The sequence below is a fragment of the Mesorhizobium sp. M1406 genome, from assembly GCF_040317555.1.
In the GTDB taxonomy this organism is placed as follows: domain Bacteria; phylum Pseudomonadota; class Alphaproteobacteria; order Rhizobiales; family Rhizobiaceae; genus Mesorhizobium.
This window is the reverse complement of sequence record NZ_JAMYKW010000016.1, coordinates 23,020-37,943: the sequence shown is the minus strand read 5'-3', so window position 1 is coordinate 37,943 and position 14,924 is coordinate 23,020. Positions and strand designations below refer to the sequence as shown.

At 63.3% G+C, this 14,924-nt stretch carries 13 protein-coding genes; 3 read left to right on the top strand and 10 right to left on the bottom strand.

Annotation, left to right across the window (positions count from 1 at the left end; all coding sequences use genetic code 11):
• Positions 1-192 precede the first annotated feature (192 nt).
• Together NKH03_RS15845 and NKH03_RS15840 are read left to right on the top strand one after the other, a co-directional pair.
• The gene (locus tag NKH03_RS15845; protein WP_352969130.1) at positions 193-1,914 is read left to right on the top strand and encodes a caspase family protein; all 1,722 of its coding nucleotides are present in this window, start codon (positions 193-195) and stop codon (positions 1,912-1,914) included.
• Complete coding sequence (locus tag NKH03_RS15840; protein WP_352969128.1) at positions 1,899-2,210, top strand: trypsin-like serine protease; 312 nt, start codon at positions 1,899-1,901, stop codon at positions 2,208-2,210. The genes NKH03_RS15845 and NKH03_RS15840 overlap by 16 nt, the downstream gene beginning before the upstream one ends.
• A gap of 76 nt (positions 2,211-2,286) precedes the next feature.
• Here NKH03_RS15840 and mgrA read toward each other — a convergent pair whose 3' ends face one another.
• From mgrA to NKH03_RS15805, 7 genes are all read right to left on the bottom strand, one after another.
• A complete protein-coding gene (gene mgrA, locus NKH03_RS15835; protein WP_352969126.1) occupies positions 2,287-3,336 on the bottom strand; it encodes an L-glyceraldehyde 3-phosphate reductase in 1,050 nt (349 codons plus the stop codon).
• A 113-nt stretch (positions 3,337-3,449) separates the two neighbouring features.
• On the bottom strand, positions 3,450-4,592 hold the full coding sequence (locus NKH03_RS15830) for a Gfo/Idh/MocA family protein (protein WP_352969124.1): 1,143 nt from the start codon (positions 4,590-4,592) through the stop codon (positions 3,450-3,452).
• Positions 4,593-4,603: 11 nt separating this feature from the next.
• The gene (locus tag NKH03_RS15825) at positions 4,604-5,350 is read right to left on the bottom strand and encodes a sugar phosphate isomerase/epimerase family protein (protein ID WP_352869998.1); all 747 of its coding nucleotides are present in this window, start codon (positions 5,348-5,350) and stop codon (positions 4,604-4,606) included.
• A 52-nt stretch (positions 5,351-5,402) separates the two neighbouring features.
• The gene (locus tag NKH03_RS15820; RefSeq protein WP_352969122.1) at positions 5,403-6,506 is read right to left on the bottom strand and encodes an ABC transporter ATP-binding protein; all 1,104 of its coding nucleotides are present in this window, start codon (positions 6,504-6,506) and stop codon (positions 5,403-5,405) included.
• Positions 6,503-7,438 carry a carbohydrate ABC transporter permease gene (locus tag NKH03_RS15815; RefSeq protein WP_352969234.1) on the bottom strand — a complete coding sequence of 312 codons (936 nt, stop codon included), beginning with the start codon at positions 7,436-7,438 and terminating at the stop codon, positions 6,503-6,505. Before NKH03_RS15815 ends, NKH03_RS15820 begins: the two co-directional genes overlap by 4 nt.
• Positions 7,439-7,440: 2 nt before the next feature.
• Positions 7,441-8,328 (bottom strand): carbohydrate ABC transporter permease, encoded by an 888-nt coding sequence (locus NKH03_RS15810; protein ID WP_352969120.1) that lies wholly within the window; start codon positions 8,326-8,328, stop codon positions 7,441-7,443.
• 76 nt (positions 8,329-8,404) lie between these two features.
• Positions 8,405-9,643 (bottom strand): ABC transporter substrate-binding protein, encoded by a 1,239-nt coding sequence (locus NKH03_RS15805; protein WP_352870004.1) that lies wholly within the window; start codon positions 9,641-9,643, stop codon positions 8,405-8,407.
• A 406-nt stretch (positions 9,644-10,049) separates the two neighbouring features.
• On the opposite strand from NKH03_RS15805, the gene NKH03_RS15800 reads away from it, so the two are divergent.
• Positions 10,050-11,105 carry a LacI family transcriptional regulator gene (locus NKH03_RS15800; protein ID WP_352870006.1) on the top strand — a complete coding sequence of 352 codons (1,056 nt, stop codon included), beginning with the start codon at positions 10,050-10,052 and terminating at the stop codon, positions 11,103-11,105.
• 22 nt (positions 11,106-11,127) lie between these two features.
• Here the strand turns inward: NKH03_RS15800 and gnd are convergent, their stop codons facing one another.
• From gnd to NKH03_RS15785, 3 genes are all read right to left on the bottom strand, one after another.
• Complete coding sequence (gnd, locus tag NKH03_RS15795) at positions 11,128-12,555, bottom strand: NADP-dependent phosphogluconate dehydrogenase (RefSeq protein WP_352969118.1); 1,428 nt, start codon at positions 12,553-12,555, stop codon at positions 11,128-11,130.
• 146 nt (positions 12,556-12,701) lie between these two features.
• On the bottom strand, positions 12,702-14,339 hold the full coding sequence (locus NKH03_RS15790) for a copper resistance CopC/CopD family protein (protein WP_352969116.1): 1,638 nt from the start codon (positions 14,337-14,339) through the stop codon (positions 12,702-12,704).
• A gap of 53 nt (positions 14,340-14,392) precedes the next feature.
• A complete protein-coding gene (locus NKH03_RS15785; RefSeq protein WP_352880707.1) occupies positions 14,393-14,911 on the bottom strand; it encodes a YcnI family copper-binding membrane protein in 519 nt (172 codons plus the stop codon).
• Positions 14,912-14,924 lie beyond the last annotated feature (13 nt).

Here is a 14,924-nt window from a genome sequence, read left to right as displayed (position 1 = left end):
CTGTCACTCCAGATAGCGACGAACCGGCATTTTTGCTACTGTTTCCACCATCTCTGCCGGGAAGGCTATCGAGAACATCGGCCGGAGCGGGTAACAGGCAGATTGCTCTCCGGTGCAACATTCAAAATACTGACAAAATCTTCGGCAAGAGTTGCCGCGCTTGGAAATTCGATCGGGCTTGGGGAAGCAATCATGATCAAATTGACGCGGCGGACGCTGCTGGTCGGCACGTCCGCGCTGACGATGGCCGGCATAGTGCCGATCCGGACCATGGCCGCGTCGCGCACCTACCATGCGCTGCTGGTCGCCTGCACCGAATATCCTGCTCTGCCGCAGAGGAACTGGCTGATCGGTCCGAAGAACGACGCCGGCCTCGTCCACGAATATCTCCTGAAGAACGTGCCCGACCCGGTGCGGTTCGCGCCGGAGAACGTCACGCTGCTCGCCAAGGATGTCCCCGGCGCCAGTGGCCTGCCGACCCATGCGGCGATCAAGGCCGCACTGGCCAACCTCGCCGCCAAGGTTCAGCGCGACGATTTCGTCTATCTGCACCTGTCCGGGCATGGCGCCCAGCAGCCGCAGATGGTCAAGGGCGACGAGACCGACAGGGTCGACGAGATCTTCCTGCCCGTCGACATCGACAAATGGATCAACCGCGATGCCGGCGTGCCGAACGCGCTGATCGACAACGAGATCGGCGCGGCGCTCGACGCTATCCGCGACAAGGGCGCCTTCGTCTGGGTGGTGTTCGACTGCTGCCATTCCGGCACGGCGACACGCGCCGTCGAGGTCGACGACGAGCTGGAGCGCAAGGTCGAGTTCGCCGACCTGGTCGGCGGCAGCGAGGCCGAGCGGGCCGCTGCCATCAAGGCCTATGATAAGGTGACATCGGCCGCCGGCTCGCGCGGCATCGACAACAACGGCGCGCGCAAGCCCGCCTTCAGCCTGACCCCGACCGGCGGCGAACCGATCGCCAAGGGCAAGCTGGTCGCGTTCTATGCCGCACAGACGGTGGAGACGACGCCGGAAATGCCGCTGCCGAAGGGCACGACGGACGCCCCGCGCTTCGGCCTGTTCACCTTCACCATCCTGTCGAAGCTGGCCGAGAATCCCAACGTCACCTACCGCCAGCTTGGTCAGGCCGTGCTGCAGCAATATTCGGCCGACAGCCGCACCCGGCCGACGCCGCTGTTCGAGGGCGAACTGGATGCCCGTGTGTTCGGCACCGACAAGACAGACGCGGTCATGCAGTGGCCCGTCGTCATCAAGGACGGCGAAGCGACGATCGGAGCCGGTCTGCTGCACCGCCTCACTCCCGGCAGCAAGCTCGCCATCCTGCCTTCGGCGCTATCGCCGCTTTCCGACGCGGTCGGATTTTTGGAAGTGCAGTCGGCAAGGAACCTGGAAAGCCGCGTCAAGCCGGTCGAGTTCGACAAGAAGCAGGCACTCAAAGTAGCCGACATTCCGGCCAATGCCTATGCGCGGGTGGCGGAGATCGCCGTCGACTACAAGCTCATCGTTGCGCGGCCGGCCGCCGCCAAGGGATTTGAGAAGGAAACCGCTCTGGTTAATTCGGTTCTCGATGAACTGGCGACGGCCAAGGAGACCGGCTTCAACATCGAGCTGGTCGAGCCCGGCAAGAGCGCTGAGCTCCGCTTCGCGGTGATGCACGAGAATGCCATTGCCGGCGCGGCCGAGGATGCGACCGACAAGCCGGCGCTATGGTTCCTGCCGGCATCGGGCGACGTGACCCTGAAGGACCGCAGCAGGCCGCCTCTGATCATCATCCACATGGATGACCGGCACAAACTGGTCGATGCAACGACCAGGAACCTGCGCACCATCTTCCGCGCCACCGGGCTTTCGCGGCTGGCGGCGGCCTCCGACTACAAGCCGACATGGCCGATCCGCTGACCGGCAACATGATCTGCGCCGGCACCACCAGCGGCGTGCGCGATGCCTGCAACGGCGACAGCGGCGGCCCCCTGTTCATGACCGGCACCGGCGGCCCGGTCCAGGTCGGCGTCGTCAGCTGGGGCGAAGGCCCGGCGGACGGCAGTGCGGCCTGCGGCCACAAGGACGCTTATGGCATCTACACCCGGCTGGCCAATTACACCGGCTGGATCGAGGCGAAGATGAAAACTTCCGCTCCGGCGCCTGCAAAACCTAAGGCGGGACTGGGCACGGCTCAGAAGCCGAAGACGCCCTGAAAACGGCTACCTCGCCTTCACATGAAAAACGGCGGGAGTTCCCGCCGTTTTTGTTTTGCCGGCTTATCGAGCGGGCCTATTTCCTCGGCGGACCTTTGCGCTCGGCCGAAGCCGCCCACAGATTGATGTCGGACTCGCGCGCATAGGTATCGATCTCGGCGAGTTCGGCATCGCTGAAGTCGAGCACCTTAAGTGCGCCGACACAGTCCTCAACCTGCTCCGGCCGGCTGGCGCCGATCAGCGCCGATGTCACTTTGCCCTTGCGCAACACCCAGGCCAGCGCCATCTGCGCCAGCGTCTGCCCGCGCTTGCCGGCGATGGCGTCGAGCGCTTTGATATTGGCGATGGTCTTGTCGTTGATGAAGGCAGTCTTCAGCGACTTGCCCTGGGAAGCGCGGCTGCCGTCGGGGATGCCGCCGAGATACTTGTCGGTCAGCATGCCTTGCGCCAGCGGCGAGAACACGATGGAGCCAACGCCGAGCCCTTCGAGCGTGTCGAGCAGGCCGTCTTCCTCCACCCAGCGATTCAGCATCGAATAGCTCGGCTGGTGGATGACGCAAGGCGTGCCAAGCTGCTTCAAGATATCGGCGGCCTCGCGCGTGCGCTGCGAATTGTAGGACGAGATGCCGGCATAGAGCGCCTTGCCCGAGCGCACGGCATGGTCGAGCGCGCCCATCGTTTCTTCCAGCGGCGTATCGGGGTCGAAGCGATGCGAATAGAAGATGTCGACATAATCGAGCCCCATCCGCTTCAGGCTCTGGTCGAGGCTGGCCAGCACATATTTGCGCCCGCCCCATTCGCCGTAAGGGCCGGCCCACATCTCGTAGCCGGCCTTGGTCGAGATGATCAGCTCGTCGCGGTAAGCGGCGGCGAAGTCGGTGCGCAGTATCTCGCCGAAAGCGGTCTCGGCCGAGCCGGGCGGCGGGCCGTAATTGTTAGCCAGGTCGAAATGCGTGATGCCGAGGTCGAAGGCCTTGCGCGCGATCGCCTGCTTCGTCCGGTGCGGCGTGTCATTGCCGAAATTGTGCCATAGCCCCAGCGAGATCGCCGGCAGCTTCAGGCCGGAGCGGCCACAGCGATTGTAGATCATTTTTTCATAGCGGTTTTCGGCGGGCGTGTAGGGCATGGGGAAATCCTCAATGGAAGCGAGCCAGGCATCGCGGCATCGCGGCGAGTCGGCTGTGCCCCCCACCCTTACCCTCTCCCCGTCGCAACGGGGAGAGGGTTGAGGTATGCTGCCTATTTCTTCTTCGCCAGAAGCTCCTTGGCTTGCTTGACGCCAAGTGCCGCCGGCCGCTCGCATGTCGTCTGCATGGCGACGAATTTTCCGGTCTCGCCGGAACGTAGCAGGCCGGTCATGACGTCGACGGCATGCAGTGCCAGTTCCATCGAGCAGCGATGCGGCCGGCCTTCCGCGATCGCCACCGCCATGTCGGCGAGGCCTGATGTGCGGTAATTGGCCATCATCCCTTGCGAATGCATTTCATTGGGAACACCGAACGGATGCCGCCATTTCGGCAGCTTCTTGACCGGCTTGGCCGAGTCCGTGAAGCGCACGTCGCCCCCGAAGAAATTCGGATCAGGCACGAACACCGTACCCGCCTCACCATAGAGCTCCATCGGCGCATGGCCGTGGGCCCAGACGTCCCAGCTGGTGTTGAGCGTCACCACGGCACCGTTCTCGAACTCCAGCAGGCCGTGGATGGTCGTCGGCGTATTGACCGGAATCTTTTCGCCAGCGCGCGGCTTTGAACTGATCGTGCGTTCCTTGGCCGGCGTCGTCGCGAAGGCAGCAACCTGTTTTACCGGTCCGATCAGCTGGATCAGATTGGTGATGTAATACGGTCCGATGTCGAGCACCGGACCCGCGCCTGGCTGGAAGAAAAAGTCGGGATTGGGGTGCCAGTGCTCCATGCCATGGCCCATGACGTGGCAGGTGCCGCTCGTGATCTTGCCCAGCTTGCCGGTATCGATCAGGTCGCGGACCAGCTGATGCGCACCGCCCAGGAACGTGTCGGGAGCCGAGCCGATGCGCAGGCCTTTCACCTCGGCGCGTTTCTTCAGGTCGAGCCCTTCCTTGACCGACAGCACGAAAGGCTTTTCCGAATAGACGTGCTTGCCGGCGTCGAGAATCTGCTTCGACACCTCGTAGTGCACCGCCGGAATGGTCAGGTTGACGATGATGTCGATGTCGTCGGCCTTCAGCAGCCCGTCGACGGTCTCGGCGCGCAGCTTGAACTCCTTCGCCCGCGCCTTGGCAGCCTCCATGTTGATGTCGGCGCATGCACGCATCTCGATGCCGCGAAACAGCGGCGCCAGTGAAAAATATGCCTTCGAGATGTTACCGCAGCCGATGACGCCGATCCCAAGTTTCTTTGCCATGCTGATTGCTCCTAATAGGTCTTGACGGCTGCGATGGAGCGGCGGGCGAAGCGCTCGATGTCGTTGGGGTTGTCCTGTTCCATGACGTAGTATTGGGCAGCACTCTTGGCGCGCAGCACCTTTATCAGGCCGGCCCAGTCGATGGTGCCATGGCCGACATCCGACCAGCCATCCTCATCCAGCCCCTCGCCTGGCTTGGCCATGTCCTTGACATGGACGGCGCTGATGCGCTTGCCGTGCTTCTCGATCCAGGGCAGCGGATCATCGCCGCCGCGCACCACCCAGGCGACGTCAATCTCCCAGCCGATATCAGGCGCGGAGGACAGGATGTGATCCTGCGGCACTGAGCCGTCGGCGAGCTTCTTGAACTCGAAATCGTGGTTGTGCCAGGCAAAGCCGTAGCCGGCCCTCTTCGCAGCGTCGCCGACCTTGGCCAGCCGCTCGCCGAAGCCGCGCCAGCCGGCCGCATCGGATGGCCGCTGGTCGGGCATCAGGAAAGGACAGATGAGCAGCGTGATGCCGAGTGCGTCGGCGGTTCTGCGCACGCCGTCGAAATCGTTCTCGAGCGCGTCGATCGAGAAATGTCCCGTCGGCATGGCGAGCCCGTTCTTGTCGAGCTCAGCGCGAAAGGCCTTGGGATCATCATAGACGCCACCAAAACCTTCGACTTGGGTGTAGCCGAGCTTGCCGAGCGTGGCGAGCACGCCTTCCCAGGGCTGGAAATTGCGGGCGCTGTAAAGTTGGAATGACCAGTTCATCGTCTCTGTCCGTTTTGCTTGGGATTGTCGCTAGAAGGATGGTTGTCGAGAGCTAGATGCGGTTGCCGGTTGCGGCGTCGAAAAGCGAAGCGCGCATCGGATCGAAGCCGACCGTCACCGCCTCATCGTTGTTAGGCGTGCGTTCCGAGGTCACCCGGACGCTGAAATTCTGATGGGCAAGCTTCAGCCAGACCAGCGTGTCGGAGCCCATCGGTTCGACCACCTCGACATTGGCGGCGGTCGAGAACGGCCAGCCCGTGCCGCTGTTCAGGCTGACATGCTCGGGCCTGATACCGAATACGGCGGGGCCGACGGTTGGAGGACCGGCAAAGTCATAAGTGCCAAGTGGAATCTCGAGTGAGTCGGCCACGAACCGCCAACCGCCGTCAGCGTTTTCAAGGCGGCCGTCGATGAAATTCATCGCGGGCGAGCCGAGGAAGCCGGCGACGAAGCGGTTGACCGGCCTGTTGTAGATGGTCTGCGGCGCATCGAGCTGCTGGATGACACCGCCCTTCATCACCGCGATACGATCGGCCAGCGTCATCGCCTCGATCTGGTCGTGGGTGACGTAGATCATGGTGTTCTGCAGCTTGCGATGCAGCAGCTTGATCTCGACGCGCAGCTCGGCGCGCAGCTTGGCATCGAGATTGGACAGCGGCTCATCGAACAGGAAAACATCGACATCGCGCACCAGCGCCCGTCCGATCGCCACGCGCTGGCGCTGGCCGCCGGAGAGCGCCGCCGGTTTGCGCTGCAGCAGCGGCTCGATCTGCAGGATTTCGGCCGCCCGTGCGATGCGCTTGGCGATCTCGTCTTTCGGCGTGCCGGCGACACGCAGGCCGAAGGACAGGTTCTTCTCCACTGTCATCTGCGGGTAGAGCGCATAGGACTGGAAGACCATGCCGATGCCGCGGTCCTTGGGCTCTTCCCAGGTGACGTTCTTGCCCTTGATGAAGATGCGCCCTTCGGAAACGTCGAGCAGGCCGGCAACGCAATTGAGCAAGGTCGACTTGCCGCAGCCGGAGGGCCCTAGCAGCACGATGAACTCGCCCTCGGCGACATCAAGATTGAGCGTCTCCAAGACAGTCACCACACCGAAATTGAGCGACAGGTCTTGGATCGAAACGCTGGTGCCGTTGGCTGTCATCGCGGTCATCCCTTCACCGCGCCGGCGGCGATGCCCCGCACGAAAAGCTTGCCGGAAATGAAGTAGACGACGAGAGGCACAAGCCCGGTAAGAATGGTGGCGGCCATGTTGACATTGTACTCCTTCACGCCTTGCACCGAGTTGACGATGTTGTTGAGCTGCACCGTCATCGGATAGGTATCGGGGCGGGTGTAGACGACGCCAAACAGGAAGTCGTTCCAGATGCCGGTCACCTGCAGGATGATGGCCACGACGAAGATCGGCAGCGACATCGGCAGCATGATCCGCAGGAAGATGCCCCAGAAGCCTGCGCCGTCGACGCGCGCCGCCCTGAACAGCTCTTCCGGCATCGAGGCAAAATAATTGCGGAATAGCAGCGTCAGGATCGGCATGCCGAAAATGGAATGGACGATCACCAGCCCGCTGAGACTCCCATAAAGGCCGATCTCGCGCAGGATGATGACGATCGGATAGATCATCACCTGGTAAGGAATGAAGGCGCCGACGATCAGGATGACGAAAAACGTGTCGGCGCCCTTGAAGCGCCAGTTGGCCAGCGCGTAACCGTTCACCGAGGCGATGGCGATCGACAGCAGCACCGACGGCACGGTGATGCGCACCGAATTCCAGAAGCCGCGCGAAAGCCCGTCGCAGTTGAGGCCGGTGCAGGCGGTCGACCACGCCTTGACCCAGGGCTCGAAGGTGATCTCGAGTGGCGGCGAAAAGATGTTGCCGAGCCGGATCTCCGGCATGCCCTTGAGCGAGGTGACGACCATCACATAGAGCGGCAACAGGTAGTAGGCCGCCATGACAAACAAAGTGCCGTAGAGGAAGATGTTACGGCGCGAAATCATGCGGCGCGGCTTCGGGCCGTAGGGGCCGATAATGTCCTGGCGCGCGCCGGCGGCAAGGCTTGTTTCAGCGGCGGTGGTGTTTGCCATGTTCATTTGCGCCGCCCGAATTCGAGATAGGCCCAAGGCACGATGACGATCACCACCGAAAGCAGCATCATGGTCGAGGCGGCAAAACCCTGGCCGAGGTTCTGGGCGAAGAACATATAGTCATACACGTACTTGGCGGGCACTTCGGAGGCGATGCCCGGGCCGCCGCTGGTCTGGGCCACGACGAGGTCATAGACCTTCACGATGCCGGAGGCGATGATGACGAGCGTGGTGATGAAGACCGGCCGCATCATCGGGATGACGATGAACAGATAGGTTTTCCACATCGGTATCCCATCCACCCGCGCGGCTTTCCAGATGTCCTCGTCGATGCCACGCAGTCCGGCCAGCATCAGGCACATGATGAGCCCGGTGCCTTGCCACAGGGCCGCGATCGATATGCCGTAGATGACGATGCTGGAATTGTAGAGCGGGTCGAAGCTGAAGCTCTCCCAGCCAAGCCCCCGCACCACATGCTGGATGCCGAAGTCGGGGTTGAGCAGCCACTGCCAGACAAGGCCGGTGACGATGAACGAGAGCGCGAAGGGATAGAGGAAGATGGTCCGGAACGTGTCCTCGAAGCGTATCTTCTGGTCGAGTAGCGCGGCAAGGAGGAAGCCGATTACTAGCGAGAACACCAGTGAGATCGCGCCGTAGATCAACAGATTCTCGATCGAGATCAGCCAGCGCGGCGTCGCCCACAGCCGGTAATATTGGTCAAGCCCGACGAAATGCAGCCGCGGCAAGAGCTTCGAATTGGTGAAGGAGTAGAGCACCGTCCAAACGGTGCCGCCGACGAAAACCACCATCGCGGTTAGGATCATCGGGATCGAGGCGACCTTCGCATTGAGGTTGCGGAACAGCGGGTTGGGGCGTTCGCTCTTGCTCATCTCGTCAGCCGGCTGGGTAAGGACGGTCCGCTCCCGGCCCTGTCGGGGCCGGGAGCGAGGTGAGTAGACTCCAACGTCAGTCCGCCGAAGCGATGAGGGCGGCGAAGCGTTTCTGCGCCTCTTCCACGGTCAGGTCCGGCTTGGCGAAAAATTCGGCGAAGAGATCTTCCTTCTGCTTCTGGGTGTCTTGCGAAAGCAGCTGGTCCGTCCATGGGATGACGGCGCCCTTGGCGAGGATTGCGAGGCCTTTCTTCATGCAGTCGTTCGCCGCATTGAGATCGACATCGCCGCGCACCGGCAGCGAACCCTTCTTGAGATTGAAGGCAACCTGCGTCTTGGGATCGAGCAGCGTTTCGGCCAGCACCTCCTGCGCCTTGGACTTGTCGGCGTCCTTCAGCAGCGGGAAGTAGAACGCGTCGCCGCCCGTGGCGATGACTTCGTTCAGCCCCAAGCCTGGCAGGCACGTATAGTCCTTGCCCGCGGTCTTGCCGGCAACCTGGAACTCACCTTGTGCCCAGTCGCCCATGATCTGGCCGCCGGCCTTGCCGGTGATGACGAGGTTGGTCGCCTGGTTCCAGTCCTGCACATTGGTGTTCTTCGCCATCTTGCGGGCGTCGTCCGCAGCCTTGAAGACCTTGGCTACTTCGGGCCCGGCGGCAAATGTCGCGTCCTTGTCCTTGTAGACCTTGAGGAAGGTGTCCGTGCCACCGACCGCTGCCAGAAGCACGTCGAAGGCGCCGGAGGACTGCCAGGCCTGTCCGCCGACGGCGAGCGGGATGATGCCGGCCTTTTCCAGCGCGGGTGCTGCCGCGACGAATTCATTCCAGTCCTTCGGCAATGGCACACCGGCCTTCTCGAAGGCCTCGTTCGATAGCCACAGCCACTGCCAGGAGTGGATGTTGACCGGCACGCAATAAATCTTGCCGTCGATGGTGCAGCTGTCGAGCAGGCTTTTCGGCCGCACGACTTCCGTCCACTTGCCCTTGGTGGCGACATCGGTGAGGTCGCGCATCAGGCCGGCCTGCACCAACTCTTCCGCCTGCCGGCCATGATTGAACTGGGTGGCCCCCATCGGATCGCCACCGGTGATGCGACTGATCATGATCGGCCGCGCCGTGCCGCCGGAGCCGGCGATGGCGCCGTCGACCCAGTGATTGCCGGTAGCGTCGAAAGCCTTGGCGAACTCGGCAACCGCTGCCGCCTCACCGCCTGAAGTCCACCAATGTGTGACTTCCAGGTCCGTCGCGGCCGCCGGACCGGCGAACTGCAGTGCGGCTGTCGCCGCCAGCGCAGCGGTCAAAAGTTTATAGCGCATTTCGGTTCCTCCCAGAATCTGAAACGTTACAGATTTTCGATACGGGAATTGCGCGGACTGCGCAACCCCATGAACGAAGCGCGTTCGACATTTTTTCGAGCTTCGAACAAATTCGTATGAACAGCCGCCCTTATGTGCACTGCAACATCGTCGCTGCAGTGCAAAACACCGAAATGGCTCGTGAAAGCCGACAAAAGGCGATGGCAAGGGCGATTTTCTTATTGAATCCCAATGGGTTTCGCAAAAGACCCGTCCACCTCGCCACGAGCGGCCGGCATCTCGACATTGGCAATCTGTAACGTTTCAGTATATTGAGGCTTCGTCGGGCTGGAACGCATATCGGTATGGCAATGGCGGCGATTGCCGACCCGGCCTGCGGCTGCTATGCGCCTGACGGGCGGGACGAATGGACAGACGGCGTACGGAAAAGAACGAGGAAGCGTCGGCGCAGGGGCGACCGACGCTGAAGACGCTTGCCTTCATGACTGGCCTCGGCGTCACCACGGTTTCGCGTGCCCTGAAGGATGCCCCGGAAATCGGCGCCGAAACCAGGCGCCGTGTCCAGCTCGTCGCCAAGCAGATCGGCTACCGGCCGAACCGCGCCGGCGTGCGCCTGCGCACCGGCAGGACCAATGTCATCAGCCTCGTGCTCAATACCGATCGCGAGATCATGAGCTTCGTCTCCGACATCATCTACGGCGTTTCGGAAGTGCTCGCCGAAACGCCCTATCACCTGATCGTCACGCCCTATTCCCGGTCGCAGGATCCGATGGAGCCGATCCGCTATCTGGTCGAGACCGGCTCGGCCGACGGCGTCATCATCTCACGCACCCAGCCCAACGATCCGCGCGCCCGCTATATGCTGGAGCACGGCATGCCCTTTGCTACGCATGGCCGCACCGACATGGGCCTTGTCCACCCCTACCATGACTTCGACAACCATGCGTTCGCGAGTGCAGCCGTGCGCCGGTTGGCGAGCATGGGCCGACGCAGGCTGGCACTTCTGTCGCCGCCGCCCGGGCTGACCTACTACAGCCATACGCTGAACGGCTTTGCCGATGCGCTGAGCGAGGTCGGCGCGAGCGAAATCCCGTTCAACACCGTTTCCATCGATCATACGATCGAGCAGATCAGGATGAGGACGGCTCAGGTGATGCGCCGTGATGTCAGGCCGGACGGCTTCGTCAGCAGCGCCGCCGCGGCGACGCTGGCCATCGTCGCCGGCATCGAGGATGCCGGTCTCAAGCTCGGCCGCGATGTCGATGTCGTATCGAAGCAGTCGTCGGACCTGCTGCACCTGTTCCGAAGGGAGTTGCTGGTCGTCAACGAGAATTTCCGGCTGGCTGGCTCCGAGCTTGCCCGCTCGGTGCTCGGCTTGATTGGCGGCGCCGCACCAGGCTCTTTGCAGAGCCTTGTCGTCGCCGGCGACGTCCAGGCGTTCAGCCCGCCAGTGCTCGTCTAGATGGCTTATTGAACCGGCCTTGCTAGCCAGCCGCTCCACTGCCCCACGGCCCGTGGAACGCGCCCGCATCGTCGATGCGTTCAAAACCATGCGCACCGAAGAAATCGCGCTGCGCCTGGATCAGGTTCGAAGTGCCCCGGCCTTGGCGGTAGCTGTCGAAATAGGCGAGCGCCGAAGACAGCGCCGGCACCGGCGACCCGGCCTCCGATGCCCTTGCCACGATGCGCCGCAGCGACGGGTGTGCCTCCTGCATCAACGAGATAAAGGCCGGCGCCATCAGAAGATTGGTCGAGGCGCCGCCCTTGCTGAAGGCTTCCGCCATGGTGTCGAGCATCTGCGAGCGGATGATGCAGCCGGCACGCCAGATCTTGGCGATTGTCGGCATCGGCAGGTTCCAGTTGAATTCCTTGGAGGCGCCGCTCATCACCGCGAAACCTTGGGCGTAGGCGGAGATCTTGCCGGCGAACAGCGCCAACTCCAAATCTTTCAGCAAGGCGTCTTTTTCACCGGTAATCTTCGTCACGCCAGCGTTGCCATAGGCCTTTTCCGCCGCCAGCCGCTCGTCCTTGATCGACGACAGAACGCGCGCGGCCACCGCCGCCTCGATCGCCGTCGCCGGAATGCCGAGCTGCTGGGCTTCGATGACCGACCATTTGCCGGTGCCCTTCTGGCCGGCGCGGTCGAGGATGATGTCGACCACCGGCTTGCCGGTCTTCGGATCGTCGGCGGCCAGCACCTTGGCGGTGATCTCGATCAGGTAAGAGTTGAGCCGGCCCTTGTTCCAGTTGGAAAACACCGTGCCGATGTCCTTCGGTCCCATGCCAAGGCCGTCGCGCAGAATGCCGTAGATCTCGGCGATCATCTGCATGTCGGCATATTCGATGCCGTTATGGATGGTCTTGACGAAATGGCCAGCGCCGTCGGTGCCGAGCCACGCCGCGCAGGGTTCGTCCTTGAACTTGGCGGAAATAGCGGTCAGCACCTTCTCGACGCGCTTCCAGGAATCCTCCGTGCCGCCGACCATGATCGACGGTCCGTGGCGCGCGCCCTCCTCGCCGCCGGACACGCCCATGCCGATAAAGGTGAGGTCCGAGGCGGAAAGCTCGGAGAAGCGCCGCATCGTGTCGCGGAAATTGGCGTTGCCGGCGTCGATGACGATGTCGTTGGCCGACAGCACGCCGCGCAAGGCGGCGATCTGTTCGTCGACCGGCTTGCCGGCCAGCACCATGATGATGATCGGACGCGGTGGACGGATGGCGGCGGCAAGCTCTTCCAGGCTGTAGCAGGGCACGACCATATCCCTGAGCGCGCCGGCATTCTCGACGAAAGCGTCGGTGCGCGCTTTGGTGCGGTTGAAGACGGCGATGCGATGCCCGTGCTCGGCGATGTTGAGCGCCAGGTTGGAGCCCATCGTGCCAAGGCCGATCAGGCCGATTTCGGCTTTTTCCATCGTTTCTTCCCTGCTTTCGGATCGTTTGTTGAGACCGATTTGCGGGCGATGATTGACGGGCCTTGACGCCTGCGTCAACCGCCTCGCCGAATTGTGTTACCCGGATTGCCGGCCGTGCCCGTGTCGAGCTACCTGGCAGTCCAGCATTACGGTCTGATGTCGACAGGTGCCTCGATCTTCACCATCTCGAAGTCCGAGACCAGGATGTCGATGCGCACCGTCCACCGGCCGGGAACCGGGATGACGAGGTTGTCGACACGCCAGCTGCCGTCGCCAGGCTTGGTCGCCGCACGCTTCAGCGGCTCAATGCCGGAATCGGGCTTCGACAGCACCAACGTCACCTCCTTGGCGTCGAGCGGTCCGAAATCGCCGGTCATGATGATCATCGAGGCGGTAACCGGCCCGGCATGGCCGGGCGTGATGCTGAGATCGGCCATCGCTTGCAGTGCATGGACGTGGACCGAGGCCGGTTGCGCCGCGGCGATCGCCAGGGCTCGTGGCGGCGGCGTGAAGCGCCAGCCCGCGGCAACGCCGAAGATCGCCAGCACGATCACCAGTTCGACGCCGATCGAGCGGGAGAGCCTGCGTTGCACTTCCGTCGCTCCGGCCTCGGCCGACGCTGTGAGTTTCCATCGGTTGACGGCGGCGAGCGTGAACAGGAAGACCAGCAGCCCGAGCTTGATCAGCAGCAGCCGTCCATAGGCGGTGTTGACCAGCGCCGCCGGTGTCTGAACCTGGATGACCGCAAGAACGATGCCGGCAGCGGCAAACACGGCCACCACGGGCAGGATCAGGTGAGAAAACCGCCGCAGGAATGGCGCGGCCTCCGCCGATTGCACCTTCAGCGCCAGACCGAGCGGCACCAACGCGCCGGCCCAGAAGGCGATGCCGACGCCGTGCAGGAACACCATTGGCCGTGTCAGCCATTGCGGCTCGGCGGCACTGGCATGGCCGCTGGCGGCAAGCGCGGCCCCCACCCCGGCCAGGCCGGCCAGCGCGAATGGTTTGGCGATGGCGCGGGGGCCGGCCAGCGACAGCATGCCGAGCCCCAACGCGATCAGTGCGACCAGCACCGTCCAGCCGAAACTGGTGCCGAGCCCGGTCCGCCAGATAACCGGCTGCGCCAGATACGAGAGCGGCGCCCCGAGCGCGTCCAGCCCCTGCAAGCCGAGCGACAAAGGCGCCGCGACCAACCCGCACAGGATTGCGGCCGCAACGAAGCGCTGTCCGGCGCGGGCACCTCGGGCCAGCCAGGCAAGGGCGAAGGCGCCGCCGACACCGAGGAAAAGGCCGATGTAGAGAAAGACCTTGCCGACCCAGATCGCTGACCGCAACGGCCGGTCGACGGCTTCGGACATCGCCGGCGGCGCACTTGGCGCGCCAACGGAAAACAACAGGGCACCACCAACCGGATGGCCGTCGGCGGAAATGACGCGCCAACTCAGCACATGCGTGCCGGGCGCGAGTGTCCGTGGATTGTCGGTTTCGACCGTCTGGTCGATGAGACGGAAGGCGGTCAGCGGAACCGGCGTGCCGTCGGGTCGCACCAGGGTCAGCACCAGCGGCGAGACCGGCTCGCTGAAGGTTAGCGAGAACTGCGCCGGCCCCTGTTCCAGCACCGCGCCGTCACCCGGATCGGTCTTGATCAGCGCGGCATGGGCGAAGGCCTGATTTGGCACGCCCATGATGACAAGAAACACGATCATGGCCAGCAGGCCGACGACAAGCCGGCCGGCGCGATTGCCGGTCATGGAAGCCGTTTGCGGGAAGGACGTCGTGCTCATGTCACCGCCAAGGAGAATAGCGGCGCGCTGGTCTGAGCGCGCCGCCCGAAAGATCATTTCTTGGGCAGCAGTTTGATGCCGGGCGCCGGGTTTTCGAGCGCGTCTTCATCCTGGCCGGCCGCCGGGATCTCGATCCAGCGGTCGGCGGCGCCGTCGCATTCCTGCACCACCGGGAAGTAAAGCGTCTGGCCCACCGGGAGGTCCGCCGTCAGCGTCGCGCGAAAGACGAACTCGTCGTAGAATTCATCCGGCAGGCTGCCGTCGCTCCAGTCGACTTCCTTGACCCCATCGGTCACCGCCTGGCCGTAGAGCTGGTAGGATTTGTCGTACTTGCCCTTCTTGGTCCGCAGCGTCCAGCCGGGCTTCGGCATCGGCTTCACCACGATCACCCCTCCCGGGATCTGCACACGCACGGCGGTCGTCGCCTTGCCGTCGCAACCATGCGGCACGCGCAGGACAGCCTTGTAGGTCGAGCCGACGGCCGCTTCCTGGGTTTCGAGCGTGATATGCGCAAAGGCTGCACTTGTCCCGAGCACGAAAAGTGCCGCGGCCGCCAAAAGATACTTGTTCATGATGGTCCCTCAG

What these genes read in the sequence shown, in the direction of transcription:
- NKH03_RS15845 (WP_352969130.1), top strand. Translation starts at nt 193, where the DNA reads ATGATCAAATTGACGCGGCGGACGCTGCTGGTCGGCACGTCCGCGCTG.
- NKH03_RS15840 (WP_352969128.1), top strand. Translation starts at nt 1,899, where the DNA reads ATGGCCGATCCGCTGACCGGCAACATGATCTGCGCCGGCACCACCAGC.
- mgrA (WP_352969126.1), bottom strand. Translation starts at nt 3,336, where the DNA reads ATGCCCTACACGCCCGCCGAAAACCGCTATGAAAAAATGATCTACAAT.
- NKH03_RS15830 (WP_352969124.1), bottom strand. Translation starts at nt 4,592, where the DNA reads ATGGCAAAGAAACTTGGGATCGGCGTCATCGGCTGCGGTAACATCTCG.
- NKH03_RS15825 (WP_352869998.1), bottom strand. Translation starts at nt 5,350, where the DNA reads ATGAACTGGTCATTCCAACTTTACAGCGCCCGCAATTTCCAGCCCTGG.
- NKH03_RS15820 (WP_352969122.1), bottom strand. Translation starts at nt 6,506, where the DNA reads ATGACCGCGATGACAGCCAACGGCACCAGCGTTTCGATCCAAGACCTG.
- NKH03_RS15815 (WP_352969234.1), bottom strand. Translation starts at nt 7,438, where the DNA reads ATGGCAAACACCACCGCCGCTGAAACAAGCCTTGCCGCCGGCGCGCGC.
- NKH03_RS15810 (WP_352969120.1), bottom strand. Translation starts at nt 8,328, where the DNA reads ATGAGCAAGAGCGAACGCCCCAACCCGCTGTTCCGCAACCTCAATGCG.
- NKH03_RS15805 (WP_352870004.1), bottom strand. Translation starts at nt 9,643, where the DNA reads ATGCGCTATAAACTTTTGACCGCTGCGCTGGCGGCGACAGCCGCACTG.
- NKH03_RS15800 (WP_352870006.1), top strand. Translation starts at nt 10,050, where the DNA reads ATGGACAGACGGCGTACGGAAAAGAACGAGGAAGCGTCGGCGCAGGGG.
- gnd (WP_352969118.1), bottom strand. Translation starts at nt 12,555, where the DNA reads ATGGAAAAAGCCGAAATCGGCCTGATCGGCCTTGGCACGATGGGCTCC.
- NKH03_RS15790 (WP_352969116.1), bottom strand. Translation starts at nt 14,339, where the DNA reads ATGAGCACGACGTCCTTCCCGCAAACGGCTTCCATGACCGGCAATCGC.
- NKH03_RS15785 (WP_352880707.1), bottom strand. Translation starts at nt 14,911, where the DNA reads ATGAACAAGTATCTTTTGGCGGCCGCGGCACTTTTCGTGCTCGGGACA.